The organism is Mesorhizobium sp. 43Arga, from assembly GCF_053714255.1.
Genome location: NZ_JBSKBO010000010.1, coordinates 167,097 through 190,503 on the forward strand (window position 1 = coordinate 167,097; position 23,407 = coordinate 190,503).

Annotated in this window: 27 protein-coding genes; 22 read left to right on the forward strand and 5 right to left on the reverse strand. The window is 63.5% G+C overall.

From position 1 onward, the window contains the following. Positions 1 to 206: 206 nt before the first annotated feature. Complete coding sequence (gene hemB, locus ACWGS8_RS28540) at positions 207 to 1,238, reverse strand: porphobilinogen synthase (RefSeq protein WP_454584061.1); 1,032 nt, start codon at positions 1,236 to 1,238, stop codon at positions 207 to 209. A gap of 178 nt (positions 1,239 to 1,416) precedes the next feature. Beyond that, complete coding sequence (locus ACWGS8_RS28545; RefSeq protein WP_454584062.1) at positions 1,417 to 1,821, reverse strand: hypothetical protein; 405 nt, start codon at positions 1,819 to 1,821, stop codon at positions 1,417 to 1,419. Here ACWGS8_RS28545 and ACWGS8_RS28550 point away from each other — a divergent pair. Further along, the gene (locus ACWGS8_RS28550) at positions 1,815 to 2,021 is read left to right on the forward strand and encodes a hypothetical protein (RefSeq protein WP_454584063.1); all 207 of its coding nucleotides are present in this window, start codon (positions 1,815 to 1,817) and stop codon (positions 2,019 to 2,021) included. The genes ACWGS8_RS28545 and ACWGS8_RS28550 overlap by 7 nt on opposite strands. A gap of 416 nt (positions 2,022 to 2,437) precedes the next feature. Continuing rightward, positions 2,438 to 2,824 (forward strand): YkvA family protein, encoded by a 387-nt coding sequence (locus ACWGS8_RS28555; RefSeq protein WP_454584173.1) that lies wholly within the window; start codon positions 2,438 to 2,440, stop codon positions 2,822 to 2,824. A gap of 174 nt (positions 2,825 to 2,998) precedes the next feature. Here the strand turns inward: ACWGS8_RS28555 and ACWGS8_RS28560 are convergent, their stop codons facing one another. Beyond that, positions 2,999 to 3,817 carry a DUF2066 domain-containing protein gene (locus ACWGS8_RS28560; RefSeq protein WP_454584064.1) on the reverse strand — a complete coding sequence of 273 codons (819 nt, stop codon included), beginning with the start codon at positions 3,815 to 3,817 and terminating at the stop codon, positions 2,999 to 3,001. Positions 3,818 to 4,001: 184 nt separating this feature from the next. Here ACWGS8_RS28560 and ACWGS8_RS28565 point away from each other — a divergent pair, with 184 nt between their 5' ends. From ACWGS8_RS28565 to ldtR, 3 genes are all read left to right on the forward strand, one after another. Beyond that, on the forward strand, positions 4,002 to 5,045 hold the full coding sequence (locus tag ACWGS8_RS28565; RefSeq protein ID WP_454584065.1) for an enoyl-CoA hydratase/isomerase family protein: 1,044 nt from the start codon (positions 4,002 to 4,004) through the stop codon (positions 5,043 to 5,045). Beyond that, positions 5,042 to 5,464: a DUF6163 family protein gene (locus ACWGS8_RS28570; protein ID WP_454584066.1), complete on the forward strand. Its 423-nt coding sequence runs from the start codon at positions 5,042 to 5,044 to the stop codon at positions 5,462 to 5,464. Before ACWGS8_RS28565 ends, ACWGS8_RS28570 begins: the two co-directional genes overlap by 4 nt. A 238-nt stretch (positions 5,465 to 5,702) precedes the next feature. Further along, positions 5,703 to 6,218, forward strand: a complete 516-nt coding sequence (ldtR, locus tag ACWGS8_RS28575; protein ID WP_454584067.1) for a transcriptional regulator LdtR — start codon at positions 5,703 to 5,705, stop codon at positions 6,216 to 6,218. 101 nt (positions 6,219 to 6,319) lie between these two features. On the opposite strand, the gene ACWGS8_RS28580 is transcribed toward ldtR, so the two are convergent. Beyond that, complete coding sequence (locus tag ACWGS8_RS28580) at positions 6,320 to 6,853, reverse strand: hypothetical protein (protein WP_454584068.1); 534 nt, start codon at positions 6,851 to 6,853, stop codon at positions 6,320 to 6,322. Between the two features lie 356 nt (positions 6,854 to 7,209). Here ACWGS8_RS28580 and ACWGS8_RS28585 point away from each other — a divergent pair, with 356 nt between their 5' ends. Further along, a complete protein-coding gene (locus tag ACWGS8_RS28585) occupies positions 7,210 to 8,463 on the forward strand; it encodes a L,D-transpeptidase family protein (RefSeq protein ID WP_454584069.1) in 1,254 nt (417 codons plus the stop codon). Between the two features lie 61 nt (positions 8,464 to 8,524). Here the strand turns inward: ACWGS8_RS28585 and ACWGS8_RS28590 are convergent, their stop codons facing one another. Then, positions 8,525 to 9,250 (reverse strand): helix-turn-helix domain-containing protein, encoded by a 726-nt coding sequence (locus ACWGS8_RS28590; RefSeq protein WP_454584070.1) that lies wholly within the window; start codon positions 9,248 to 9,250, stop codon positions 8,525 to 8,527. 406 nt (positions 9,251 to 9,656) lie between these two features. On the opposite strand from ACWGS8_RS28590, the gene ACWGS8_RS28595 reads away from it, so the two are divergent. The 16 genes from ACWGS8_RS28595 (at position 9,657) to ACWGS8_RS28670 (ending at position 23,183) form a co-directional block, all read left to right on the forward strand. Further along, complete coding sequence (locus tag ACWGS8_RS28595) at positions 9,657 to 11,300, forward strand: Na+/H+ antiporter (RefSeq protein WP_454584071.1); 1,644 nt, start codon at positions 9,657 to 9,659, stop codon at positions 11,298 to 11,300. Positions 11,301 to 11,494: 194 nt separating this feature from the next. After that, positions 11,495 to 12,808 (forward strand): serine hydroxymethyltransferase, encoded by a 1,314-nt coding sequence (glyA, locus tag ACWGS8_RS28600; protein ID WP_019857608.1) that lies wholly within the window; start codon positions 11,495 to 11,497, stop codon positions 12,806 to 12,808. Positions 12,809 to 12,903: 95 nt separating this feature from the next. Beyond that, the gene (locus tag ACWGS8_RS28605) at positions 12,904 to 13,482 is read left to right on the forward strand and encodes a hypothetical protein (protein WP_454584072.1); all 579 of its coding nucleotides are present in this window, start codon (positions 12,904 to 12,906) and stop codon (positions 13,480 to 13,482) included. A gap of 33 nt (positions 13,483 to 13,515) precedes the next feature. Beyond that, on the forward strand, positions 13,516 to 13,845 hold the full coding sequence (locus ACWGS8_RS28610; RefSeq protein WP_454584073.1) for a GlpM family protein: 330 nt from the start codon (positions 13,516 to 13,518) through the stop codon (positions 13,843 to 13,845). A 79-nt stretch (positions 13,846 to 13,924) separates the two neighbouring features. Next, entirely contained in the window at positions 13,925 to 14,404 is a 480-nt protein-coding gene (gene nrdR / locus ACWGS8_RS28615; RefSeq protein ID WP_010915593.1) for a transcriptional regulator NrdR, read from the forward strand. Positions 14,405 to 14,406: 2 nt separating this feature from the next. Then, on the forward strand, positions 14,407 to 15,537 hold the full coding sequence (gene ribD, locus ACWGS8_RS28620; protein WP_454584074.1) for a bifunctional diaminohydroxyphosphoribosylaminopyrimidine deaminase/5-amino-6-(5-phosphoribosylamino)uracil reductase RibD: 1,131 nt from the start codon (positions 14,407 to 14,409) through the stop codon (positions 15,535 to 15,537). 142 nt (positions 15,538 to 15,679) lie between these two features. Further along, positions 15,680 to 16,297, forward strand: coding sequence for a riboflavin synthase (locus ACWGS8_RS28625; protein WP_454584075.1), 618 nt, complete (start codon positions 15,680 to 15,682; stop codon positions 16,295 to 16,297). A 73-nt stretch (positions 16,298 to 16,370) separates the two neighbouring features. After that, positions 16,371 to 16,631, forward strand: a complete 261-nt coding sequence (locus ACWGS8_RS28630) for a CopG family ribbon-helix-helix protein (RefSeq protein ID WP_140767921.1) — start codon at positions 16,371 to 16,373, stop codon at positions 16,629 to 16,631. After that, the gene (locus tag ACWGS8_RS28635; protein ID WP_454584076.1) at positions 16,631 to 16,906 is read left to right on the forward strand and encodes a type II toxin-antitoxin system RelE/ParE family toxin; all 276 of its coding nucleotides are present in this window, start codon (positions 16,631 to 16,633) and stop codon (positions 16,904 to 16,906) included. The genes ACWGS8_RS28630 and ACWGS8_RS28635 overlap by 1 nt, the downstream gene beginning before the upstream one ends. Before the next feature lie 79 nt (positions 16,907 to 16,985). Next, positions 16,986 to 17,480, forward strand: a complete 495-nt coding sequence (ribH, locus tag ACWGS8_RS28640) for a 6,7-dimethyl-8-ribityllumazine synthase (protein ID WP_284278656.1) — start codon at positions 16,986 to 16,988, stop codon at positions 17,478 to 17,480. Then, positions 17,477 to 17,977 carry a transcription antitermination factor NusB gene (gene nusB, locus ACWGS8_RS28645; RefSeq protein ID WP_454584077.1) on the forward strand — a complete coding sequence of 167 codons (501 nt, stop codon included), beginning with the start codon at positions 17,477 to 17,479 and terminating at the stop codon, positions 17,975 to 17,977. The genes ribH and nusB overlap by 4 nt, the downstream gene beginning before the upstream one ends. Then, the gene (locus ACWGS8_RS28650) at positions 17,974 to 19,191 is read left to right on the forward strand and encodes an MFS transporter (protein ID WP_454584078.1); all 1,218 of its coding nucleotides are present in this window, start codon (positions 17,974 to 17,976) and stop codon (positions 19,189 to 19,191) included. The genes nusB and ACWGS8_RS28650 overlap by 4 nt, the downstream gene beginning before the upstream one ends. Positions 19,192 to 19,371: 180 nt before the next feature. Continuing rightward, positions 19,372 to 20,283 carry a glycine betaine ABC transporter substrate-binding protein OsmF gene (gene osmF, locus ACWGS8_RS28655; protein WP_454584079.1) on the forward strand — a complete coding sequence of 304 codons (912 nt, stop codon included), beginning with the start codon at positions 19,372 to 19,374 and terminating at the stop codon, positions 20,281 to 20,283. A gap of 55 nt (positions 20,284 to 20,338) precedes the next feature. After that, the gene (locus ACWGS8_RS28660; RefSeq protein ID WP_454584080.1) at positions 20,339 to 21,502 is read left to right on the forward strand and encodes an ABC transporter permease; all 1,164 of its coding nucleotides are present in this window, start codon (positions 20,339 to 20,341) and stop codon (positions 21,500 to 21,502) included. Further along, entirely contained in the window at positions 21,499 to 22,437 is a 939-nt protein-coding gene (locus ACWGS8_RS28665) for an ABC transporter ATP-binding protein (RefSeq protein WP_454584081.1), read from the forward strand. The genes ACWGS8_RS28660 and ACWGS8_RS28665 overlap by 4 nt, the downstream gene beginning before the upstream one ends. Next, positions 22,434 to 23,183: an ABC transporter permease gene (locus ACWGS8_RS28670; RefSeq protein WP_454584082.1), complete on the forward strand. Its 750-nt coding sequence runs from the start codon at positions 22,434 to 22,436 to the stop codon at positions 23,181 to 23,183. Before ACWGS8_RS28665 ends, ACWGS8_RS28670 begins: the two co-directional genes overlap by 4 nt. Positions 23,184 to 23,407: the final 224 nt, after the last annotated feature.

The window sequence follows — 23,407 nt, forward strand, 5'->3', positions numbered from 1 at the left end:
CCGACGCCTTCGCCCGACGGTGAAACGGTCAGGAAGCATCCTCTGGAGGCGTTCGCCATACCTCCTGGCGAGTTGCGGGCTGCCGGCCGCCTGCGGCCGTGCCGGCATCATAGCCGCAGCTGCCGGTTTTTGTCTGCGGGAATACAAAAGAAACGCCAACCGGTCGAAAGAGTGGTGACATCTACTGAAAGGCTTTACCGCCGGGACTATCCCTTCAGCATTTCGGCCACTTCGGGGGCGAAATAGGTCAAGATACCGTCGCAGCCGGCGCGCTTGAAGGCGAGCAGCGATTCCAGCATCGCCTTCTCGCCGTCGATCCAGCCATTGGCGCCCGCCGCCTTGATCATCGAATATTCGCCCGACACCTGGTAGGCGAAGGTCGGCATCTGGAATTCATCCTTCAGCCGCCGGATGATGTCGAGATAGGGCAGGCCAGGCTTGACCATCAGCATGTCGGCGCCTTCGGCGATATCCTGTTCGGCTTCGCGCACCGCCTCGTCGGAATTGGCGTGGTCGATGTAATAGGTCTTCTTGTCGCCCTTGAGCAGGCCGGCGGTGCCGACCGCCTCGCGATAGGGGCCGTAGAAGGCCGAGGCGAACTTGGTCGCATAGGACATGATCGCCACGTCCTGAAAACCGTTGGCGTCGAGCGCGTCGCGGATGGCGCCGATGCGGCCGTCCATCATGTCGGACGGGGCGATGATGTCGGCGCCGGCCGCTGCCTGGATGACGGCCGCCGCCGCGACCTGTTCGACCGTTTCGTCGTTGACGATAATGCCGTCGCGCAGGATGCCGTCATGGCCGTGGCTGGTGAATGGATCGAGCGCCGCGTCGGTGATGATGCCGATCCCGGGCACCGCGTCCTTGATCGCGCGGGTGGCGCGGTTGATGATGTTTTCCGGGTCGAGAATGTGCGAGCCGGTCTGGTCGCGTAAGGCCAGTTCGATATTGGGGAAGGTGGCGAGTGCCGGAATGCCGAGCTTGGCCGCGCGTTCGGCCTCCTTGACGGCAAGATCGACCGACAGGCGGAAGACGCCCGGCATGGCGGCGATCGGCTCGCATACGTTCTTGCCCTCGACAACGAAGATCGGCCAGATCAGGTCGTCGACCGTAAGCCGGTTCTCCTGCACGAGCCTGCGCGACCAGTCGGCCTTGCGCATGCGACGCAGGCGGCGGCTGCCGGTGACGTCGTCGACGCTGCGCGCGCCGGCCGGCTTTGTCGGGGTGAATTTGTTCATGGCCAATACTCCGGATCAGCGAGTTTTACCACGAGCCCTTGCCGCTGACCAATGCGACACGATTGTGCCAGCCCGAAGCCGCCAATCTCCCCCTCTGTAACGCGCAACATCGGATGGCATCTGCCGGCTAAAGCTGGGAAAAGATGATAATCGGCGGGAAAGGCCGCCACGGCTGGCGTTATCGCAGCGGTCCGACCGTGCAGCGGCGTAAGATCAAGTGTTTCGACGAAAAGGAGATGCATATCATCGGCGTGCAGCGCGCACCGGGAAAGGCTGCCAGGTGTTGATGGCAGACGCCGGCCGCTGCAGAGGCGGCGCCTTCGTCGCGTTCAAGGCAGATAAGCGCAAAGCGCTCTGGGACCGCGTGCAGGGCAAGGTTGGCGGCCCAGTGCCCAAGGGGCATAAGATGGACAAGGCCGAATGGCTGAAGCCCGGCCTCGTCGGCAGGGTGAAAACGCTGTAGGGCGCGCAGGATCTCCGCCACGCCAAGCTGCTCGATTTCTGGGAGGAGAATTGATGGGTTGCCTTTGGCGGGCGCTGTGATTTTATCGCAGCGTCCGGTTGTTGAGGTGAGCAATGCCAATCCGACACAAGGCTCGTGAGGCTGGGAACTTTGAGCCATCCGAGGTTGAACTGCTGGGGCGTGTTTTCGACCGGCTCAAGGATGATCTTCCACATGATGCGCGCGAGGCGCTCGCGTCCCGGATCATCGCGAACTATATGGCTGGAGTGACCGACGAGGCCGAACTGCTCGCTCTTTCGAAGCAGCCGCTCGGCCGGTAGGGGGAACGGGATGGCCTAGCGAAGAAAGATCAGGAGCACGCCAATTATGCCTGGATGTATCGCGTCCAGGCCCGCAAGGACGGTAAAGAGCGTGCCGTGCCGGAGTATTGGCAGGAGCACGTTGAGGTCTTGCTACAGGGTTTCGACGGGGAGCCTTTGGACGGGGCCGTTGCCCGGAAGCCCGTAAGCAACAACATCGAAGCGGAGCTCGACGAAGCCGCCGTGAACAAGTCGGGAACCTAAAACGGGTAGTGTTCTTATCGCGTCATGACAACTCGCGGCATCAATTTCCTAGACCAGGGCTGGCGGGTAGTGTCTCAGTTTGAATTTTCAATTCTCTGTTCGATGGAAGACCTTCGCGAGAGCTGTTGCGCCAAGGCCCGGCAAGCGCGGCACCTACAAAAAGCGAGTTCCGCCTGACCGTACTTCAATCAGTCAGGCAATGGGCAAAGGCCATCAAGCGCGATGTGCTGGCGTTGTGGTTGGCCGCGCGCGATCCTCGCGTCCCATGGTACGCTAAGGCTATTGCCGGCGCTGTCGCTGCCTATGCGCTCAGCCCTATCGACTTGATACCGGACTTCATTCCGGTCATCGGCTATCTGGACGATCTGATCATCGTGCCGCTCGGCATCATGCTTGCCGTCAAGCTGGTACCTGCCGACCTCATGCAGGAGTTCCGAGACGAGGCGACAAGGCAAGCCAAGCCTGTGAGCCGTGCAGGCATGGCGTTTGTTGTCGCGGTCTGGATTGTCGCGGCGCTTATGCTCGCTTGGTATCTTTGGCCGCCCAAAAATTCAATCTGAGACACTACCGGCTGGCGAACAACGTCCCCGAGACGACCAAGGCGGACGTCACCGGGGACCTAGAAGTTAGTGCCAAATGAAGTTGCGCGGAGGTGCCAAACGATTTTGCGCGCTACACCCTCGTGGGAGATGCTCGGCAGAGCAGAGGGGCGCTGTCCCGTCATGCCCATCCGGTCAAGGCTGGCCATTGCCGGAAAGAATCTGTGCCGCGCCGCCGATTGCCACACGGAACGCCTCGTCGAAGCTGACGCCGCGTACCTGCCAGCGATAGGTCTTGCCGTGACCGGCCAGTCGCCAATCGGCGATCCAGCCGAGCTCCTTGTCGCTCCATACGATGCTGCCGACGAGCGCTTGCGCGCCACCGGCCTGTTTGGCCAGCAGGTCCAGCCTTGCCATGTCGTCGGTGCGCAGCGCTTTTTCTAACCCGGCCAACTGCGCTGCCTTCGGAAATGCCACATGCATCAACAGCGGCTCGCAGGCATTGGCGAAAGACTCGCGCATCGTCTTGCCACGCTCCTCCTGGGCGCTGAGCGCGAAATGCCTCGCGCCCTGTTCGACGGTCAGAAAGACGGTAAGCGTCGGTCGATCGCCAAGCCAGGGCTTGCTGCCGAGCTGCGCGAGCAGCTTGTCGATCGTGGCGGGCTTGTAGAGACAGGTCAGATCATGCGGCCGGTCATGCGTGCCTTGCTCGTCATGGATCGGAATGCCTTCCAGCCGGTCGTGGTAGCGGAAGGTGTCGACGAAGTCGCCGGCCTTGTCGCGCAGAGCGGCGATTTCGGGTTTCGCAAGCAGGCGTTGATCGCCTGAAGCCCTGACCAGAACCCGGTCCAGGCAATCCCTGAAGCCTATCCTGCGGTTCACCTCGCCTTGTCCGGTGACGATGGTCCGCGACTGGTAGAGATCGTCGGTCGTGATGGCGAATGCAGCACGCGGTGCAAGGCCGGTTGTCACAAGTACGACCGTCAAAAGCACGGCACGAAGAAATCCGGGCATGGCCAACTGTTCCCCGAAGCCGTCCACGCCGCAATATCGGCGTCGCTTGCGACGGCGGCGATCTTCGTAGCACCGGCCGCCGCCGGTCGCCAAGACCACGGCGCGGAGGCTGCTGCCATTGACGCACCCAGGCGCCGCCTTTAGCACTTCAGTCCCGCAGGCGCGGGGGAGGGATTCTCTGGCGATGGACTTTGATGGAGGCGACGACATTCGCTTCGAGCGCTTGGGCAGGGCCGGCGTCGTCACGCTGACGCGGCCGCAGGCACTCAACGCCGTCACCCATCGCATGGTCAAGGCGCTGGGCGCGGCCCTGCGTGCCTGGGAGCGCGACGACGGCGTGGATGTCGTCGTCGTCAAGGCCGAGGGCAGGGCGTTTTCGGCCGGAGGCGACATCCTGCACGTCTATCAGGCCGGCCGGGCCGGGAAGCCGCCGGTCGAGTTCTTCGCCGACGAGTATCGGTTGAACGCCCGCATCAACAGCTTCAAGAAGCCCTACGTGGCGCTCATTGACGGCATCGTCATGGGCGGCGGGGTCGGCATTTCCTTTCACGGCTCGCATCGGGTGATGACCGAGAATGCCCAGTTCGCCATGCCGGAGGTCGGCATCGGCTTTTTCCCGGATGTCGGCGCCAGCCATCTGCTGCCCGACCTTGGCGGCTCCTTCGGCATGTATCTGGCCTTGACCGGCAACCGCATCCGCTATGGCGATGCGCTGTGGTCGGGGCTGGCCACCCACACCATCAAGGCCGAAGACCAGGCAAGCTTCCTCGATCGGCTGGCGCTGACCGGCGATCCGGAATCGGTGCTGCGCGGTTTCTTCGTCCCGGCAAAGCGGGAGACCGACAGGCCGACGCTGGAAGCGATCTCCCGCCATTTCGCCCAGCCGTCGCTGCAGGATGTCATCGACAGCCTGAACTGCGCGGCGGGCACCGACGAATTCGCGGCCAAGACGCTGGCGACGATGCGCACGCGCTCGCCCACCAGCCTTCGCGTCGCCTGGCGGCAGATCAGCGCCGGGCAGACCTTGTCGATGGACGAGTGCATGAAGATGGAGTTCCGCATCCTCAACCGCATGCTTGCCGGCCACGATTTCTACGAAGGCATCCGCGCCGCCATCATCGACAAGGGGTCGAAGCCGCAATGGCGGCCGGCAAGCCTCGACGCGGTCGGCGAGGTGGAGGTCGAGGCCTATTTCGCTCCGCTCGGCGACCGGGAACTCCAGGTATGAGCGAGGTGACGTCGAGACGCGTCTTGCTGCAGCCCTCGACGGTCGAGGTGATCTTCGCCTGGTTCCAGCGCGTCATCGCGGGTTACTGCCTGCTGTTCGGCATCCTGTACTGGATCAAGCTGATCGGCTTCTATCCGGGTCCGCTGTGGCGCTTCGATCTGATGCCGGTGCACTGGCAGGTGGCGGCGGTGGTGCTCGCCGTGTTTTTCCCCTTTGCCGCGGCGGGGTTGTGGATGCTGGCCTCGTGGGGGCCGGTTATCTGGTTCATCTGCGCGGTCACCGAGACGGTCATGTATGCGGGTTTCCCCGAGCTTTTCGGCCATCGGCTGCTGGTTGTCATCTCGCACGCGGCGGTGGCGCTGCTCTATATCGTCTTTCGCGTCGTCATCTGGCTGCAGAAACGCCCGGTTCGGCACTAGGCCTTTGAGCACATTGACGACTTGGCGAACGCCCGGATTGAGCCTTGCGATAAGTGCCTAAGCCTTTAGGTTAATTATCCTTGCTCGGGTGACCGTTCGTTAAGCCTCTTCTGAAACCTCTTACCGGTAAGCTCTTGTTAGCCCTAGCGTTTAAGTCGAATTTTATGAGTATTCGATAGTGTCGCGATCAAGGTGAAAAACAAAAAATCACCAGGGCGACAAACGAGAGGCAAAGACAATGATCAATTCGCGTCCGGCGGCGAAGACCGCCACCGTTTCCGATGACCGCCGCGAGGCTATCCGCTCGCTGTACATGGAATCGCTGCAACTGGTCGAGAGGCTGCACCGCCGTCTGCTTGATGTCATCAAGGACGAATTCGACCGCAACGGTCGTTCCGACATCAATGCCATCCAGGCGCTGCTGCTCTTCAACATCGGCAATTCCGAGCTGACCGCCGGTGAGCTGCGCTCGCGTGGTTATTATCTCGGCTCGAACGTGTCCTACAATCTGAAGAAGCTGGTCGATCTCGGCTTCATCAACCACCAGCGCTCGCGCATCGACCGTCGTTCGGTCCGTGTCTCGCTGACGCCGAAGGGCAACGAGGTGGCTGACGTCGTCGCTGGTCTCTATGAGCGCCATGTCGGCTCGATCGAGCAGGTCGGCGGCATCAACACCGACGAGTTCAAGCAGATGAACCGGGCCTTGCAGCGGCTCGACCGCTTCTGGAACGACACCATCGCCTATCGGATGTAAGCCATCCGCACCAGATCTGGCCCGCGCCATAGAAGCGCGGCCGAAATGTCGACCTCTGGTCAAGGCCGGTGCCGAAAGGCATCGGCCCTTTCTTTTTGGGCCTACGGCTTCAGCGGGCAGAATTCCTCGTGGAAGTAGGCAAGCGCCTGTTCGGCCTGGCCTGGCTCGCCGAAGAACGGACCGATCGTTTCGGGCTCACGCGTCAGGTCGCAACTGCCCTCGGTGTCGGTCGTGCATATCTTCATTAGTCCCTTCAGCGCGATGGTTGCAGGCGGATTGTCGAACGACACGCCGGTTACGCCGCCAAGCCGCAGTTCGTAGGTCAGGCGGTAGTAGATGGCGCCGTCCTCCTCAAACTGCTGTTCGGCTCTGTAGGTGCAATCGTCCAGCCGGGTGACGATGAACCTCAGCGTTTCAGTTCTGTCGCCAACCTCGTTCGGGCCAGTACTGGTAAAGATCGCCGGCGATCTGGACACCTGCTTGAGCGGTTCATCGGCCTGCTGCCCGTATTTGGGGATCGCGCCCCGTTCCAGGCCGTGCACGAAATAGGCAACCGTTTCCTCCGGCGTCGGGGGGCTGCCGTTCGGGCCTCCGGCCAAGGCGAAGGCCGCGACGACTGACAGGACACCAAGCATGGGATCGTTCCTCGCGTTGGACTGGCCAGTCAGCATACCATCAAGAGCGTGTGGTTCATTGGTCGATGTCACGGCCGGCTATCGCGGATCGGTACCGAAATGGCACGTACATTTCTTTTCGTGCGGACGGCCGAAGCAAATTGCGGGCCAAGGCCACGTTGCCGCCATATTCCAATGGAACCGAGGATGCCGGTGATGCTGCGGTCAAGGCCGTGCGTTCACCCGGAACCGGATGGTGCGTCACGCGTTTGTGGCCGACCGATGCGGACATGGTTGGCTAATTGTTAAGATTGCCAACTTTAGAGTGCGGGCAAATAGCCCCTTGATCGAATGCTACAAGAATGTCTGGAACGTCCATGAGAACCAGCCGCCGCTTTTTCCTTTCCGGAGCCTCGTTACTCGCCGCCGCCATGGTGGCCGGCCGTGCGAGCGCGCAGGATGTGATCGGGGATATCCTGAAATCCTCGGCCCGCGGCAATTGGGACGACCAGTTCGACGCCCGCGCCAGCGAAGGCGGCAAGGTGGCCTCGACGCTGCCGATCTTCAGCCCGCAGACCGTTGCGTTCACCGAACAGGCGGTCGCGCAATATCAGAATATTGTTGGGCAGGGCGGCTGGGTAGAGGTTCCCGCGACCAAGAAACTGGAACTCGGCGTCGATGACCCGGATGTGGTGCCGTTGCGCAAGCGCCTGATGGTTGCGGGCGACCTGTCGCAGAGCGCCGGTATTTCGACAGCCTTCGATTCCTATGTCGATTCGGCCGTCAAGCGGTTCCAGTTGCGCCATGGCTTGCCGGCTGACGGCTCCATGGGCAAATACACCTATGCGGCGATGAATGTTTCGGCGCAGGTCCGGCTGGGCCAGTTGCAGACCAATCTGCAGCGGCTGAAGGAGAAGGCCGGCACGCTCGGCAGCCGCTATGTGCTGGTCGACATTCCGGCCGCACAGATCGAAGCGGTCGAGAATGACCGGGTCGTGCTCCGCCACACCGCGATCGTCGGCAAGATCGATCGCCAGACGCCGATCGTCAATTCCAAGATCAACGAGATCATCGTCAATCCGTACTGGAACGCGCCGGTCTCGATTGTGCGCAAGGACATCATTCCGCTGATGCGCAAGAACCCCGATTATCTGAAGGACAGCCATATCCGCCTGTTCGCGCCGGACGGCAGCGAGGTCGATCCGCTCACTGTCGACTGGTCGACCGACGACGCCGCCAAATATCGCTTCCGCCAGGATCCGGGGGCGGGCAACGCGATGGCCTCGGTCAAGATCAATTTCCCCAGCCCCGACGGCGTCTACATGCACGATACGCCGCAGCAGAGCCTGTTCGGCAAGATGATGCGTTTCGATTCCTCGGGCTGCGTGCGCGTGCAGAATGTGCGCGACCTCGTCACCTGGATCCTGCGCGACACGCCGGGCTGGGACCGTCAGCATTTCGAGGCGGCGATCAAGACGGGCGAGAATACGCCGATCCAGGTCACCAATCCGGTTCCGGTCCACTTCCTTTATCTCTCGGCCTGGTCGACGGCGCCGGGCGTCGTGCAGTTCCGCGACGACGTCTACGCGCTCGACGGCGCCAGCGAACTGCAGATTACCTCGTCGCTCTAAGAGACTGATAATTCTGACGAAAGGCCGCTCGAAGGGGCGGCCTTTTTTGTTTGCGGGATCGTTAGATCAGCCGCTGGTTGACCAGCCGCGCCACCGCTTGCGCGCGGTTGACGGCGCCGAGTTTGCGCCTGGCATTGTCGACATGGAAGCGCACCGTCGCTTCGGCAATGCCGAGAATGACCGAGATTTCCCAATCCGTCTTGCCTTCGGCGACAAGCGCCAGGCTGTCGCGCTCGCGCGCCGTCAGCCGGACGATGGCGGTGGGCGGTGGCGTCGTCAGGCTCATCAGCCGTTCCGTCAGCACGAGGCCGGCCATCTGGATGGCAAAGCTCTCTTCACCGGTGAAGTCGCGTTGGTGGAAACCGAGATGCAGCGAGGCTATGGCACCGTCGGCGCCATAGGAAGTGGAACACAGTGCGTCATTGATCCCGGCTTCGCCGAGCGCCTCCCAGTAGGTACCGAATTGCGTGCTGTCGCGGGGGGCAAAATCGGAGAAGCGGTAGCGCGTGCGGTTTTCGCGGATCGCGCCCAGCAGCGGATTGCACTCGAAACAGACATAATCGAATGCCGGGCTGCCGGGCCAGTCCGCCGGCGCCAGCCGCGTGATGAAGCCGCCGGCCGCCCAATGGCTGGCCGAAGTCAGCGTCGTTGACGGCCTTCGATAGAGGCGGGTCTGCAGATAGGAAGCGCCGAAGCTTTCCATCGCCGCGAAATAGGCGGTGCTTGCGTCCTCGGCCGTTTCCGACGTCAAGGCCGCTTCGGCATGTGCCAGGATCCGTGACAGCATCGATCGAACCCCCCGCTCGCCAGCCGTCATGCAGCGTGGCACAGCCGTATGTCAGCTGCAAGGCGGCAGCCCGGTGCAAGCCATCTGTCAACCCCGCGCTATCGGGAGGTTGATGCTGGACGATGATCGATTATCCAGAAGAGGAGCAGCGCCGGCATCCGGCACTCACGTGCGAATATCTGGACGCTGGCGCTCTGCATACGCACGCCGACCGTTGGGGGGCGGCGTGCGGCCGGCCACCTGGTGCCCCTAGGCAGCTCTGCGCTGACGCCAGGTGCCGGCCTCTTTCTGTAATCAGCTCGATGCCGTTAATACGGGTCTGCTGCCCGTGCGCCGTTGCCGTCGGCGCTGTCTGGACGCGACGCCGACGATTGCGCATGGTTCGCCAAACAGCCGGAATCGCGCCATGCAAGCCGCCATCTTCGTCCTCGTCGTGCTGGTCTTCGTCGCCGTTTCCGGCGCGCTGGTGCGGTTGGTGCGGCTGCCGCTGCCGGTCTTGCAGATCGCCATAGGCGCTGCCCTTGCCTGGCCGGTGCGCGGCATCCATGTCGAGATCGATCCGGAACTGTTCCTGCTGGTGTTCATTCCACCGCTGCTGTTCAGCGACGCCTTCGGCGCACCCAAGCGCGAACTGATGGCACTGCGCGGGCCGATCCTCGACCTCGCCATCGGCCTCGTCTTCTTCACCATTGTCGGTTTCGGCTATGCCTTGCACTGGCTGGTGCCGAGCATTCCGCTGGTCGTTGCCTTCGCGCTCGCGGCGGTGTTGTCGCCGACCGATGCGGTGGCCGTCTCCTCGATCGTCGACAGGAACGTCGTCCCGGCGCGGCTGATGCACATTCTGGAAGGCGAGTCCCTGCTCAACGATGCGTCGGGTCTGGTCATGTTCCGTTTTGCCGTCGCCGCGGCATTGACCGGCAGCTTTTCCTTTGCCGCCGCTTCGCTGAGTTTTCTCTACGCCGTGGGGGGCGGCATCCTGGCCGGCGTGGCGGCCTTGTTCGTCGCCGCCAAGGCGCTGCAACTCTTGAACCGCATCGGCGGCGTGCCGGCCGAGGCGCAGGTGCTGATCACCATCCTGCTTCCCTTCGTCGCCTATCTCGGCGCCGAGCACTTCGGGGCCTCGGGCATCCTGGCGGCGGTGACCGCCGGTCTCTTGACCGGGAGCACCGGCATATTCCGCTTTCTCGGCGTCTCGGCGCGCATGCAGACGATCGCGCTGTGGACGACGTTTTCCTTCGTCTTCAACGGCGCGCTGTTCATCGTGCTTGGCCTTCAGCTTCCCGAGATCATCCGCAAGGTTCCGCCCGAGCTGTCCAGCCGCCATTGGCTTTTTGAGCCGGTGCTGACGGTTCTGCTGCTGACCCTTTGCCTGATCGCGCTCCGCTTCGTCTGGATCTGGATTGGCGACATCACGGCGGGTTTTGCGGCGCGGCTCGGCAAGCGCAAGGCTGAGCCGTTCGGCCTGCGCGTGCGGCTCGCCGGATCGGTGGCTGGTGTGCGCGGAGCCATCACACTGGCCGGCATATTGTCGCTGCCGCTGGCCTTGCAGGACGGCTCGCCATTCCCCGCGCGCGACCTGGTCATCTTCCTTGCCGCCGGCGTCATCATCTGCTCCCTGTTGATCGCCAGCCTGGCCTTGCCGGTGATCGCGCGCGGCCTGGTCGAGCCCGGGGAAGACGCCGGCGCCGCCGAGGAACGCATGGCGCGTGTCGGCGCGGCGAAGGCGGCGATCGCCCACCTCGAAAGCATCGCGCAGACCGATGAAGAGGAGGGCGATGTGCCCGGCCTCAAGCTCGCCGCCGCCAACGGTATTGTCGCTGCCTATCGGCGCCGCATCGCGGCCTCCGACGAGGCCGATGAGGCGCGCGCCGAGATGCGCGAGGCGGGAAGGTTGGAGATCGACCTGAGGCTCGCCGGCATCGCCGCAGAGCGTGACGCGTTGCGCGCCATGCTTCGCCGTGGCGAGATCAACGACCACACCGCGCGGGCGCTGTTCACCGAGATCACCCTTACGGAAGCCCTTTTGAACGGCAGGCAGACACGGAAATAGGACCGGCGATGCTTGGGCGGCTGCGGATTTGCAGTCTCTGCCGCAAACCGGCCAGCAAATTTCGCGCCGCAAACGTGGCGGGTCGAAAACAACTGTGTTAATGGCGCGGCAATGCGTGTCGCCCAAAAGTGCGCAGCGGTTTTGGGGCAACGATAAGCATGGACAAATTGCCCCGAACCGGAGGATTTCAGGCCATGGCAACAGCAGCGGCAGCGTCGAACAAATTCGAATCCTTCTTCGAAACCACGCTGGAAGACGCCGATCCGGAGATTTTCGGCGCCATCCGCAACGAGCTTGGCCGCCAGCGCCACGAGATCGAGCTGATCGCCTCGGAAAACATCGTTTCCCGCGCGGTGCTCGAGGCGCAGGGATCGATCATGACCAACAAATACGCCGAGGGCTATCCGGGGAAGCGCTACTATGGCGGCTGCCAGTTCGTCGACGTGGCCGAGGAGCTGGCCATCGAGCGGGCAAAGAAGCTGTTCGGCTGCAATTTCGCCAACGTCCAGCCGAACTCCGGCAGCCAGATGAACCAGGCGGTGTTCCTGGCGCTGCTGCAGCCCGGCGACACCTTTATGGGCCTCGACCTCAATTCCGGTGGCCATCTCACCCACGGCTCGCCGGTCAACATGAGCGGCAAGTGGTTCAAGGTCGTCTCCTACGGCGTGCGCAAGGAAGACCATCTGCTCGACATGGACGCCATCGAAAAGACCGCGCATGAGACCAAGCCGAAGCTGATCCTGGCCGGCGGCACCGCCTATTCACGCATCTGGGACTGGAAGCGCTTTCGCGAGATCGCGGATGCGGTCGGCGCCTATCTGATGGTCGACATGGCGCATATTGCGGGCCTCGTCGCCGGCGGCGTGCATCCCTCGCCATTGCCGCACGCCCATGTGGTGACGACCACCACGCACAAGTCGCTGCGCGGCCCGCGCGGCGGCATGATCCTGTGCAACGACGAAGACATTGCCAAGAAGATGAACTCGGCGGTGTTCCCCGGCCTGCAGGGCGGACCGCTGATGCATGTCATCGCCGCCAAGGCCGTGGCCTTCGGCGAGGCGCTTAAGCCGAGCTTCAAGGTCTATGCCGAGAGTGTGGCCGCCAACGCCAAGGCGCTGGCTTCGAGCCTCAAGGAAACGGGCCTCGACATCGTCTCCGGCGGTACCGACAACCATCTGATGCTGGTCGATTTGCGCCCCAAGAACGCCACCGGCAAGCGCGCCGAGGCAGCCCTTGGCCGCGCCAACATCACTTGCAACAAGAATGGCATTCCCTTCGACCCGGAAAAGCCCTTCGTCACCTCGGGCGTGCGTCTCGGCACTCCGGCCGGCACCACGCGCGGCTTTGGCCAGGCCGAATTCCGCGAGATCGGCAAGCTGATCGCCGAAGTGCTGGATGGTCTCAAGGTCGCCAATTCCGACGAGGGCAATGCCGCGGTCGAGGCAGCGGTCAAGGCCAAGGTCGTGGCGTTGACCGATCGTTTTCCGCTCTATCCTTACCTTGGCTGAACGTCCTTAGCGATTGACCAGGCGCGAAGCGTCATCTTTTATCCGCCGTCGGCGCCACCCCTGATCGGGTGGCGCATGGAACTGGAGAAACGATGATGCGCAATTTTCGTATCGCCTCACTCGGCGCTGTCGGCTGGCTGGCCATCTGTGGGCCTGTTTCGGCGCAGACACAGCCCGCTCCGGACATGCCTGCCACGAGCACCTTCGGCCGATGGACAACCATGGTCGATACACTCGACACCGGCCAGGATGCGCACAAGACCTGCGCGGCTTCGACGGCGTTCTTCGATGCGAGCGGCAATTCGGGCACGCTGACCTTGTCGATCTCGACCGGCGATGCGCTGCCGCCTGATGCCTATCCGGCCATCATGCTCACCGTCGACAACAAGCAACTGCCGACCGGCAAGAAGATCGCGGCAACGTTCGGCGATCCCGGCGTCAAGGTTTCGGCGACGGTCTATTCCAACGATGCCGGCATCGGCCGTCCGAGCTGGACGGTCGACAATCAAGCCAAGACCAGTCTCGCGCTGCTGCGAGCCATGCGTCAGGTCGTCTCGCTCGACGTGGCTTTCGGCAAGCAGGCCTTCGCCAGCATCCCGATGGACGGCTTCACCAAGGCCTACCGCAACCTCGGGACGTCTTGCGGCTTCCCGACCAAGGACGTCGCGCCGTGACGGCTCGGTCGCGGTAGGGACCGCGCATGGACATTGTCTGGAAGGTCGGCGGCTGGTGACGGCGCTGATCGTCTGGGCGTCCAAACGGGCAATGTCCTGCCAGGTATCCCGCCGCTGGCGCCGACCTTTGCCGTCATTGCCTTGCTCGCCGTCGGCGCCAAGGGCGATGCGGGCGATTTCCGCTATGCCTGCCTTGCCGGGATGAAGACAATTCCCGCCTACCTTGCCTTCCTCGGCGCCTGCTGGTTATTCATCGACAAGGTCGACTATTGCCTGGCCGTCGCGAGCGGCATCGCCGTCTGGCTGGCCGCCGCGCTGGCAATCTTCCTTGCGCCTCGCTATCTCTGTGCGGCAGTCCGTTGAAGAGACGGAACGGCTTCAATCCCGGTCGGAAAGGCTCTAAGCCTTTCGCCTCACCAGATTCGCGAACCCAAGGCTCTCCATGCGCTGTCCCTATTGCCAGTCCGAAGATACGCAGGTGAAGGATTCGCGCCCCGCCGAAGACGGCGCGGCGATCCGCAGAAGGCGTGTCTGCCCCGACTGCGGCGGCCGTTTCACCACCTTCGAGCGCGTGCAGTTGCGCGATCTGGTCGTGGTCAAGAAATCGGGCCGGAAAGTGCCGTTCGACCGCGACAAGCTGCTGCGCTCGGTCGAGATCGCGGTGCGCAAGCGCAATGTCGATCCCGAACGCATCGACCGCGCGGTGACCGGCATCGTGCGCCAGCTCGAAAGCTCCGGCGAGACGGAAGTGGCCTCCGGCGAGGTCGGCCGGCTGGTCATGGAGGCGCTGAAGTCGCTCGATGACGTCGCCTATGTGCGTTTTGCCTCGGTCTACCGCAATTTCCGCGAGGCCAAGGATTTCCACGAATTGCTGGGCGAGTTGAAGGGCGACGAAGACAAGAGTGAAGAGGACGCCGGCTGAGCATGGTAGCATCGCAACCGAGCGAGGCCGAACAAGCGGCCCTTGATCGCCGTTTCATGGCCGCCGCCTTGCGGCTTTCGCGCAGGAATGCCGGCCGCACCTCCACCAACCCTTCCGTCGGCACGCTGATCGTGCGCGATGACGGCGAGGGGCCGATGATCGTCGGTACCGGTGTCACAGCCATTGGCGGCCGGCCGCATGCCGAGACCGAGGCGCTGGCCGAGGCCGGCGAACTGGCGCGTGGCGCCACCGCCTATGTCACGCTAGAACCCTGCGCCCATCACGGCCGCACCCCGCCTTGCGCCAACGCCCTGGTCAATGCCGGCATTGCGCGCGTCGTGGGGGCCGCCAGCGATCCGGATCCGCGCGTCTCCGGCAAGGGCTATGCCATCCTGCGTGCCGCCGGCATCGAGGTGGTGGAGAAGGTTCTGGCCACGGAAGCCGCCGAGCAGATGGCGGGCTATTTGATTCGATCCCTGCGAAAACGTCCGGAAGTGACGCTTAAGCTTGCGCTTTCGAACGACGGCAAGATCGGCAGGAAAGGCGCCGGCCAGGTTGCGATCACCGGCGAGATCGCGCGCCGCGACGTCTATTTGATGCGCGCGGAGTCCGATGCCATACTGATTGGCATCGGCACGGCGCTGGAAGACGATCCGGCGCTGACCGTGCGCCTGCCTGGGCTGGAAAACCGTTCGCCGGCGCGCATCATCCTCGATCGCCAGATCCGGCTGCCGGAAGCCTCGAAGCTGGTTTCCGGTGTCGACCGCGTGCCGCTCTATGTCGCTGCCTGTCTTGAAGCCGATCCGCACCGTCGCTCCGCACTCGAACGCGCCGGCGTACGCTTCATCGGCACGGAAACCCATGACGGCGTCGTCGCCCTGCCGGAATTGCTAGAAGACCTGGCGGCACTCGGCATGGCAAGCGTGCTGGTCGAGGGCGGCGCCCAGGTCGCCAAGGCATTCCTCGACGAAGATCTGGTCGACCGTATCGTGTTGTTCCAGGGGCCGGAGGCGATCGGCCAGGATGGCATTGCATCGCCGGTCGATGCTGACCATATCCCGGCAGGCTTCCGCAAACTGCGCGAGATGCGCTTCGGCGAGGACAGCTACGCCGAGTGGGTAAGAGACCTCTAGAGCCGGATGATTTCAGGTCGAGTCGACCTGAAATCTGAATCCGGCTCCAAATCAAAGAGATAGAACGTGATGTCTGGACAAACGGTGCCCGTTTGTCCGAGAAAACCGCTTCACACTTTTCGGCATGTAGGGATCAGCATCGATGTTCACCGGAATTGTCACCGATATCGGCACCGTCGCGTCCGTCAAGCCGCTCAGCGAAGGCGTCGGCCTGCGCATCGATACGGCCTATGACCCCGAAACCATCGCCATCGGCGCCTCGATCTCGTGCGGCGGCGTCTGCCTGACGGTCACGGCGCTTCCCGACCATGGCTCGAACGCGCGCTGGTTCGAGGTCGAGGCCTGGGAAGAGGCCTTGCGGCTGACCACGGCTTCGCGCTGGAAATCCGGCACCAAGGTCAATCTCGAGCGGGCGCTGAAGATCGGTGACGAACTCGGCGGCCACATCGTGTCGGGTCATGTCGACGGCACCGCGGAGATCGTCGAGCGCAAGGACGAGGGCGACGCGGTGCGCTTCACGCTGGAGGCGCCGCGCCATCTGGCCAAATTCATCGCGCCAAAGGGCTCCGTCGCACTCGACGGCACCTCGCTCACTGTCAACAAGGTGGAGGGCGCCCGCTTCGACGTGTTGTTGATCCACCACTCGCTGACTGTCACCACCTGGGGCGAGCGCCGGGCCGGCGACCGCGTCAATTTCGAGATCGACACCATGGCCCGCTACGCCGCGCGCCTTGCGGAGGCGGCGAAAGAGGGGCTTTGAGCGCTAAGGTCTGAGCTTCGATCTCGACTAATCAGTTTTAATCGCTATGATTAAGTCTGATTGTGAGGCATGGATGGATACAAAAGTAATCACCGCTCATGTTCCGCTGCCGCTGGCAGAAAAGGTAGATCAGCTTGCTGCTCGCCTTGAGCGCCCGCGCGGCTGGATCGTCAAACAAGCTCTTTCCGCTTGGGTGGATTTGGAGGAGGAGCGCCGACGGCTCACGCTTGAAGCATTGGCCGATGTGGATGCAGGACGGGTCATCGACCATCAGGCCGTGCAGGCGTGGGCTGAGAGTCTTGGCACCGACAAGCCGCTGCCGGTGCCTCGTTGATGGAGTTGAAATGGACCAACAAGGCTTTGTCCGACTTGGTCCGGCTCCATGATTTTCTCGCGCCGACAAATGGCCCGGCCGCCGCCCGTGCTGTGCAGGCGCTTACTGCCGCACCGGCACGGTTGGTGGAGTATCCGCGTATCGGCGAGAAACTGGAAGAGTTCGAGCCACGAGAAGTGCGCCGCATTTTGGTGGGCAGCTACGAAATTCGCTACGAAATACAGGACACGATAATTTCTGTGTTGCGCCTGTGGCATACGCGAGAGGATCGATAGGACTGGCGTCCATCCCAATCTTCCGCTTGCGATCAATCCGGCTTCGGCCTAAGTCACCGGCAACCCCCCGGAGACTTTTATGGCTGGTACATCCCAACACGGCAAAGCCTTCATTCGTCCGAAGGCGAAGGCGCATCTGCTGATTGTCGAAGCGCGCTTTCACGACGACCTTGCCGACGCGCTGCTCGACGGCGCGACGAGCGCGCTCGATGAAGCGGGCGCGACTTACGACGTCGTCACCGTTCCAGGTTCGCTCGAAATTCCCGCGGTGATCACCTTCGCGCTGGACGGCGCGGCGGAAGGCGGCACAAATTACGATGGTTTTGTCGCGCTCGGCACGATCATCCGTGGCGATACCTATCACTTCGACATCGTCGCCAATGAATCCAGCCGCGCGCTGATGGACCTGTCCGTGCAGGACTCTGTCTGCATCGGCAACGGCATCCTGACCACCGAGAACGATGCCCAGGCATGGACGCGGGCCAAGCGCTCGGAAGGCGACAAGGGCGGTTTTGCCGCGCGTGCGGCGCTGACCATGATCGCGCTGAAGGAACAATTGGGAGCCCGATCGTGAGCGAACCCGCTTCGCCCGGACAGCCTGCTATGCGCCATGCCAACAAGCGGGGCGCCGCCCGTCTGGCCGCCGTGCAGGCGCTCTATCAGATGGATGTCGCCGGCAGCGGCGTCTTCGAGATCACCGCCGAATATGAGGCGTTCCGGCTTGGCAAGGAAGTCGACGGCGCGCTTTATCGCGAGGCGGATGCCCAATGGTTCCGCGCCATCCTGACCGGCGTGGTCGAGGACCAGAAGACAATCGATCCGGTCATCCGCCAGGCGCTGACCGATAACTGGCCGCTGTCGAGGCTCGATTCGACGCTGCGCGCGATCCTGCGCGCCGGCGTCTATGAACTGATGAAGCGCGAAGACGTGCCGGTGGCGGTCATCGTTTCGGAATATGTCGACATCGCCAAGGCCTTCTACGAGGACGACGAGCCAAAGCTGGTCAATGCCGTGCTCGACCGCGTGTCACGCCGTGTGCGCGGCGAGGGGCGTGGCAAGGACTCATCGTGACGACCATCGCCGTCGAGACGGGCAGGGAGGCGCGGCGCACCGCGCTGATCCTCGCCGCATCGCAGGCGATCATCGGCTCGGCGGCGCCCATCGCCATTTCGATGGGCGCGCTGGCCGGCCAATACCTGCTTGGTGCCGACAAATCGTTGGCGACGGCGCCGATCACCGGCTTCAACATCGGCGTCGCGCTCGGCGCCTTGCCCGCCGCGGCCATCATCCGCCGCCTGGGCCAGCGCGGCGGCTTCATGACCGGAACCGTCGTCACCGCCCTTGGCGGCCTGATTGCCACACTGGCGCTCTTCCACGGCAGTTTCTGGTTGTTCGCGTTCGCGCTGCTGGTGATCGGCATCGGCGGCGCCTTCGTCCAGCAATTCCGCTTTGCCGCCGCCGACAACGCGCCGCCGCAGTTCAAGGCGCGCGCCATCTCCTTCGTGCTGGCCGGCGGCATCATCACCGCCATCCTTGGGCCGCAGATCGTCATCTTCACCAGGGAACTGTTCGCACCGGTGATGTTTGCCGGATCGTTCGCCTCCATCCTGCCGCTGGCAGCCGTGGGCGCGATTATCCTGTCGTTTCTGCGCCTGCCGGCAAAAGCGGTGAGCAAGGTTGACGTTTCCGGCGGCGATGCCAGGCCCCTGTCCGAAATCGTCACCAGGCCGCGCTTCGTCGCCGCGCTGTTTTGCGCCGTCGGCAGTTATGCGCTGATGAGCTTCGTGATGACCGGTGCGCCTTTGGCCATGGTCGGCTGCGGCCTGTCGGAGAATGATGCGACGCTGGGCATTTCCTGGCACGTCATGGCGATGTTCGCGCCGAGCTTCTTCACCGGCTCGCTGATCCATCGCTGTGGCGCCGAGCGCATCGTCGCCATTGGTCTGATCCTGCTCATCGGCTGTGCTGCCGTTGCCTTGTCGGGCCTGGCGCTGTGGCAATTCTGGACGTCCCTGATCCTGCTCGGCCTTGGCTGGAATTTCGGCTTCATCGGCGCCACCGCCATGGTCGCGGCCAGCTACCGGCCGTCGGAAAAGGGCAAGGTGCAGGGTTTCCACGACTTCGTCCTGTTCGGCTCCGTCGCCTGCGCGTCGCTGCTGTCGGGCATGGTCTACAACGCCTGGGGCTGGGAGATGCTGAACTGGATGATCTTTCCGGTCACCGCTCTTTGCTTCGTGGCGCTGGGCGCGCTCAAGTGGACGGCCCTGCGCAACGCGCGCACCTGATCCGCGAACTGCTGTCGATCTGACATGACGCTGTCAGGATTGCTTCGGTTGAATTTGCCGATCTGAAACAAAATTATTGCGTCCGTACCTATTGTTATGAAACCGTGTGCCCCGACTGGCCGTTGAAGCCATGCTCATATGCGGCCGCCGCATTTCGCTTTCAGCAAGGGGTTTTTCACGATGTTTTCAGTCAAGGTTTTCGCTGGCGCGGCATTGGCGCTGGCCATCACGGCAGCGTCCGCCAGTGCCCAGGTGGTCGTCTCCTCGAAGATCGATACCGAGGGCGGCGTGCTCGGCAACATCATCCAGCTCGTTCTCAACGCCAACAACATCAAGACATCGGACCGCATTCAACTCGGCGGCACGCCGGTGGTGCGCAAGGCGATCACCGCCGGCGAGATCGACATCTATCCCGAATACACCGGCAACGCCGCCTTCTTCTTCGAGAAGGCCGATGACCCCGTGTGGAAGGACGCCGCCAAGGCCTATGAGACGGCCAAGAAGCTCGACTACGACGCCAACAAGATCGTCTGGCTGTCGCCGGCGCCGGCAAACAACACCTGGGCAATAGCCCTGCGTAAGGAAGTGACGGACGCGAACAAGCTCGTCACGCTGTCGGACTTCGGCAAATACGTCGCCGGCGGCGGCAAGGTGGTGCTCGCGGCTTCCGCCGAGTTCGTCAATTCGGCGGCCGCCCTTCCGGCCTTCCAGACCACCTACGGCTTCACGCTGAAGCCGGATCAGCTGATCACGCTTTCGGGTGGTGACACGGCGGCGACCATCGCCGCGGCCGCCAACCAGACCAGCGGCGCCAATGCCGCCATGGTCTACGGCACCGATGGCGGCATCGCGCCCTCCGGCCTTGTCGTGCTCGAGGACGACAAGGGCGTGCAGCCGGTCTACCAGCCGGCGCCCATCATCCGCGAATCCGTGCTCAAGCAACATCCCGAGATCGAGACGTTGCTGAAGCCGGTCTTCGCCAAGCTTGATCTCGTCACGCTGCAGGAACTGAACGGTCGCGTGCAGGTTGGCGGCGAGCCGGTCAAGGGTGTCGCCGAGGACTTCCTAAAGAAGAACGGCTTTCTGAAGTAGGACGATTCCGGTGCGCCGCTCGCGTGGTGCGCCGGAACGACCGACAGGGGAGGGCGTGAACATTCGTTTCGACAAGCTCGGCGTGGTCATTGCCGCGATCGCGGCCTATGCGGCGTTCCTCGCTCCCTTCGCCACGTTCCGTGCCAACCGCATCGTTCCGGGCCAGGCGCGCTCGATTCTCGAGGCGCTGCCGGCAACCGCCGGGCCATTGCTGATGGCTATCGTGATCGTCGCGGCGCTCATAGCGCTGTTCAGGACATCGCTTGTGCTGCGCCTGGCGGCCAGCGTCGTGGCGCTTGCCGCGCTCGCGCTGCTCGTCGGCGTTGCCGGCACATTCTTGACGCCGGCCGGCAACACCTTTGCCAGAGTATCGCCGGCCTCCGGTTTCTGGATACTCATCTTCGCCTTCACGCTGTTGCTGGCGGACGTGCTGACGCGCCTGAATTTGTCGCCATGGGCCCGTGTCGGCGTGCTGGCCGCCGCTGTCGTAGCCATCGGACTGCTTTTGGTGTCGGGGGCCTGGAACGACCTTTCCATCCTGAAGGAATACGCCAACCGCGCCGACAGTTTCTGGGCCGAAGGTTCCAAGCATGTGACGCTGGCGCTTGGCTCGCTGCTTGCTGCGGTCATCGTTGGCCTGCCGCTTGGCATCCTCTGCCATCGTGTCGAAAGGCTGCGGGCCGGTGTGCTCAACGTGCTCAACATCATCCAGACTATTCCCTCGATCGCGCTGTTTGGCCTGCTGATCGCGCCCCTCGGCTGGATCGCCACGCATGTGCCGGGAGCGGCCGCGCTCGGCATTCGTGGCATTGGCACAGCGCCGGCCTTCGTTGCCCTGTTTCTCTATTCGTTGCTGCCGGTGGTGGCCAACACCGTGGTCGGCCTCGCCGGCGTGCCGCGCGCCGCCAACGACGCGGCGCGCGGCATGGGCATGACCGACCGCCAGCGCCTGTTCGGCATCGAATTCCCGCTGGCCTTTCCGGTAATCCTCACTGGTATCCGCATCGTGCTGGTGCAGAACATCGGCCTTGCCACCATCGCCGCGCTCATCGGTGGCGGCGGCTTTGGCGTCTTCGTCTTCCAGGGCGTTGGCCAGACGGCGATGGACCTGGTGCTGCTCGGCGCGGTGCCGACCGTGGCGCTGGCCTTCGCCGCCGCCATCATCCTCGACGCAGTGATCGAAATGACCGCCACCAAGCGCAGGGTTGAAACGGCATGATCGAGATCGAAGGCATCACCAAGCGCTATGACGCGACCACCGTCGTCGACGACGTCTCGATGGTCGTCGAACCCCGCACCATCGCCGTCATTGTCGGCACTTCGGGCTCGGGCAAGACGACGCTGCTGCGCATGATCAACCGGCTGGTCGAGCCGACATCCGGCATCATCAAGCTCGACGGCGCCGACAACCGCTCGGTACCCGGCTACGAACTGCGCCGCAGTATCGGCTATGCCATTCAGGGCCATGGCCTGTTTCCACATCGAACCGTGGCGCAGAACATCGCCACCGTGCCGGTGCTGCTTGGCTGGGACAAGGACCGCATCAAGGCGCGCGTCGACGAGCTGATGACGCTCTACCAGCTCGACCCCCGGGAATTCGGACCGCGCTACCCGCACGAATTGTCCGGTGGCCAGCAGCAGCGGGTCGGCGTGGCCCGCGCGCTCGCCGCCGAACCCAACGTGCTGTTGATGGACGAGCCGTTCGGCGCGCTCGATCCGATCATCCGCGCCAAGGCGCAGGAAGATCTGCTGGCGATCCAGAAGCGCTTCGGGACCACCATCATCCTCGTCACCCACGACATGGAAGAGGCCGTGCATATGGGCGACAGGATCGCCGTTATGGATGCCGGCAAGCTCGTGCAATACGCCAAGCCCGCCGAGATCCTGGCAAACCCGGCCAGCAGCTTCGTCGAGACCCTGGTCGGCGCCAGCGAAAGGCCATTCCGGCTGCTCTCGCTCGGACGGGTGCGTGACGCCGTGGAGAACGGCGCCGCCGAGGGCGAAGCCATCCCCGGCGATGCCAGCCAGCGCGATGCGCTGGCTGAACTCCTGTGGTCGGGCCGGCCGGCGCTGCCGGTCAAAGGCGCCGACGGCGAGCCGCTCGGCCGCGTCACGGTGGATGGGCTGGTCAAGCGGGCGGCGAGGCCGGCATGAAAGCCTGGCTGCCTTTGCTGCTCAGGCTTGCGCTGGTGGTGTTGCTCGTGGCGTTCGTCACCGGTCCGGGCTGGTTTGAGCCGCTGCTCAAGCCGCTGACCGAGAACAACGCGCCGGTGATCTACAATCAGGGCAGCCTGCTGACGCTGACGCTGCTGCATCTGCGCACCGTGCTGCTCGCCACCGTCGCCGCGACCATCGTTGCGGTGGCTCTGGCCATCCTTGTCACCAGGCCGGCGGGCGCCGAATTCCTGCCGCTGTCGCGCAGCCTGGTCAATATCGGCCAGACCTTTCCGCCGGTGGCGGTGCTGGCGCTCGCCGTGCCGGCCGTCGGCTTCGGAGAGAAGCCGACGCTGATCGCGCTGTTTCTCTATGGCCTGCTGCCGATCTTCGAGAATGCGCTGACCGGGCTGACGACGCTGCCGGCCAATGTCGTCGAGGCGGCGCGCGGCGCCGGCATGACCGGCTGGCAAAGGCTCACCAAGGTCGAGCTGCCGCTCAGCGCGCCGATCATCCTTGGCGGCATCAGGCTTTCCGTGGTGATCAGCCTGGCCACCGCCACCATAGGCTCGACGGTTGCCGCCAAGACGCTGGGCGAGGTGATTATCGCCGGTCTCTTGTCCAACAATCTTGCTTTCATCCTGCAGGGCGGCCTGATCGTGGCCGCCCTTGCCGTGCTGATCTATGACGGATTGTCGGCGGTCGAGCGCTATGCGGCGCGGCGAATGGGACGCGAGGCGGAGTAGTCTTTTGCGCCGCTGATGCTCTGTCGGCGCCACTTCCTTGCGTCATTTCAATCGATATAAATGAGGGACCCTGCCGGCAGGTTCGTCGCGGCTTTTGTCTTTTGGGCGAAAGCCGGGCAAAAACTGAACAATATCTTGACGTTCCGAGCCGTGTTTCGCATACACCGATGCGAAGAGGTGGATTCCGTGCGCGGATTCCGGTCTTTGTCTCAACGGCCCAGGGA

What these genes read in the sequence shown, in the direction of transcription:
- ACWGS8_RS28635 (WP_454584076.1), top strand. Translation starts at nt 16,631, where the DNA reads ATGGAGTTGAAATGGACCAACAAGGCTTTGTCCGACTTGGTCCGGCTC.
- ACWGS8_RS28670 (WP_454584082.1), top strand. Translation starts at nt 22,434, where the DNA reads ATGAAAGCCTGGCTGCCTTTGCTGCTCAGGCTTGCGCTGGTGGTGTTG.
- ACWGS8_RS28550 (WP_454584063.1), top strand. Translation starts at nt 1,815, where the DNA reads ATGCCAATCCGACACAAGGCTCGTGAGGCTGGGAACTTTGAGCCATCC.
- ACWGS8_RS28590 (WP_454584070.1), bottom strand. Translation starts at nt 9,250, where the DNA reads ATGCTGTCACGGATCCTGGCACATGCCGAAGCGGCCTTGACGTCGGAA.
- ribH (WP_284278656.1), top strand. Translation starts at nt 16,986, where the DNA reads ATGGCTGGTACATCCCAACACGGCAAAGCCTTCATTCGTCCGAAGGCG.
- ACWGS8_RS28560 (WP_454584064.1), bottom strand. Translation starts at nt 3,817, where the DNA reads ATGCCCGGATTTCTTCGTGCCGTGCTTTTGACGGTCGTACTTGTGACA.
- ACWGS8_RS28580 (WP_454584068.1), bottom strand. Translation starts at nt 6,853, where the DNA reads ATGCTTGGTGTCCTGTCAGTCGTCGCGGCCTTCGCCTTGGCCGGAGGC.
- ACWGS8_RS28595 (WP_454584071.1), top strand. Translation starts at nt 9,657, where the DNA reads ATGCAAGCCGCCATCTTCGTCCTCGTCGTGCTGGTCTTCGTCGCCGTT.
- ACWGS8_RS28570 (WP_454584066.1), top strand. Translation starts at nt 5,042, where the DNA reads ATGAGCGAGGTGACGTCGAGACGCGTCTTGCTGCAGCCCTCGACGGTC.
- ldtR (WP_454584067.1), top strand. Translation starts at nt 5,703, where the DNA reads ATGATCAATTCGCGTCCGGCGGCGAAGACCGCCACCGTTTCCGATGAC.
- ACWGS8_RS28665 (WP_454584081.1), top strand. Translation starts at nt 21,499, where the DNA reads ATGATCGAGATCGAAGGCATCACCAAGCGCTATGACGCGACCACCGTC.
- ACWGS8_RS28585 (WP_454584069.1), top strand. Translation starts at nt 7,210, where the DNA reads ATGAGAACCAGCCGCCGCTTTTTCCTTTCCGGAGCCTCGTTACTCGCC.
- ACWGS8_RS28605 (WP_454584072.1), top strand. Translation starts at nt 12,904, where the DNA reads ATGCGCAATTTTCGTATCGCCTCACTCGGCGCTGTCGGCTGGCTGGCC.
- glyA (WP_019857608.1), top strand. Translation starts at nt 11,495, where the DNA reads ATGGCAACAGCAGCGGCAGCGTCGAACAAATTCGAATCCTTCTTCGAA.
- nrdR (WP_010915593.1), top strand. Translation starts at nt 13,925, where the DNA reads ATGCGCTGTCCCTATTGCCAGTCCGAAGATACGCAGGTGAAGGATTCG.
- ACWGS8_RS28565 (WP_454584065.1), top strand. Translation starts at nt 4,002, where the DNA reads ATGGACTTTGATGGAGGCGACGACATTCGCTTCGAGCGCTTGGGCAGG.
- ACWGS8_RS28630 (WP_140767921.1), top strand. Translation starts at nt 16,371, where the DNA reads ATGGATACAAAAGTAATCACCGCTCATGTTCCGCTGCCGCTGGCAGAA.
- osmF (WP_454584079.1), top strand. Translation starts at nt 19,372, where the DNA reads ATGTTTTCAGTCAAGGTTTTCGCTGGCGCGGCATTGGCGCTGGCCATC.
- ACWGS8_RS28625 (WP_454584075.1), top strand. Translation starts at nt 15,680, where the DNA reads ATGTTCACCGGAATTGTCACCGATATCGGCACCGTCGCGTCCGTCAAG.
- ribD (WP_454584074.1), top strand. Translation starts at nt 14,407, where the DNA reads ATGGTAGCATCGCAACCGAGCGAGGCCGAACAAGCGGCCCTTGATCGC.
- hemB (WP_454584061.1), bottom strand. Translation starts at nt 1,238, where the DNA reads ATGAACAAATTCACCCCGACAAAGCCGGCCGGCGCGCGCAGCGTCGAC.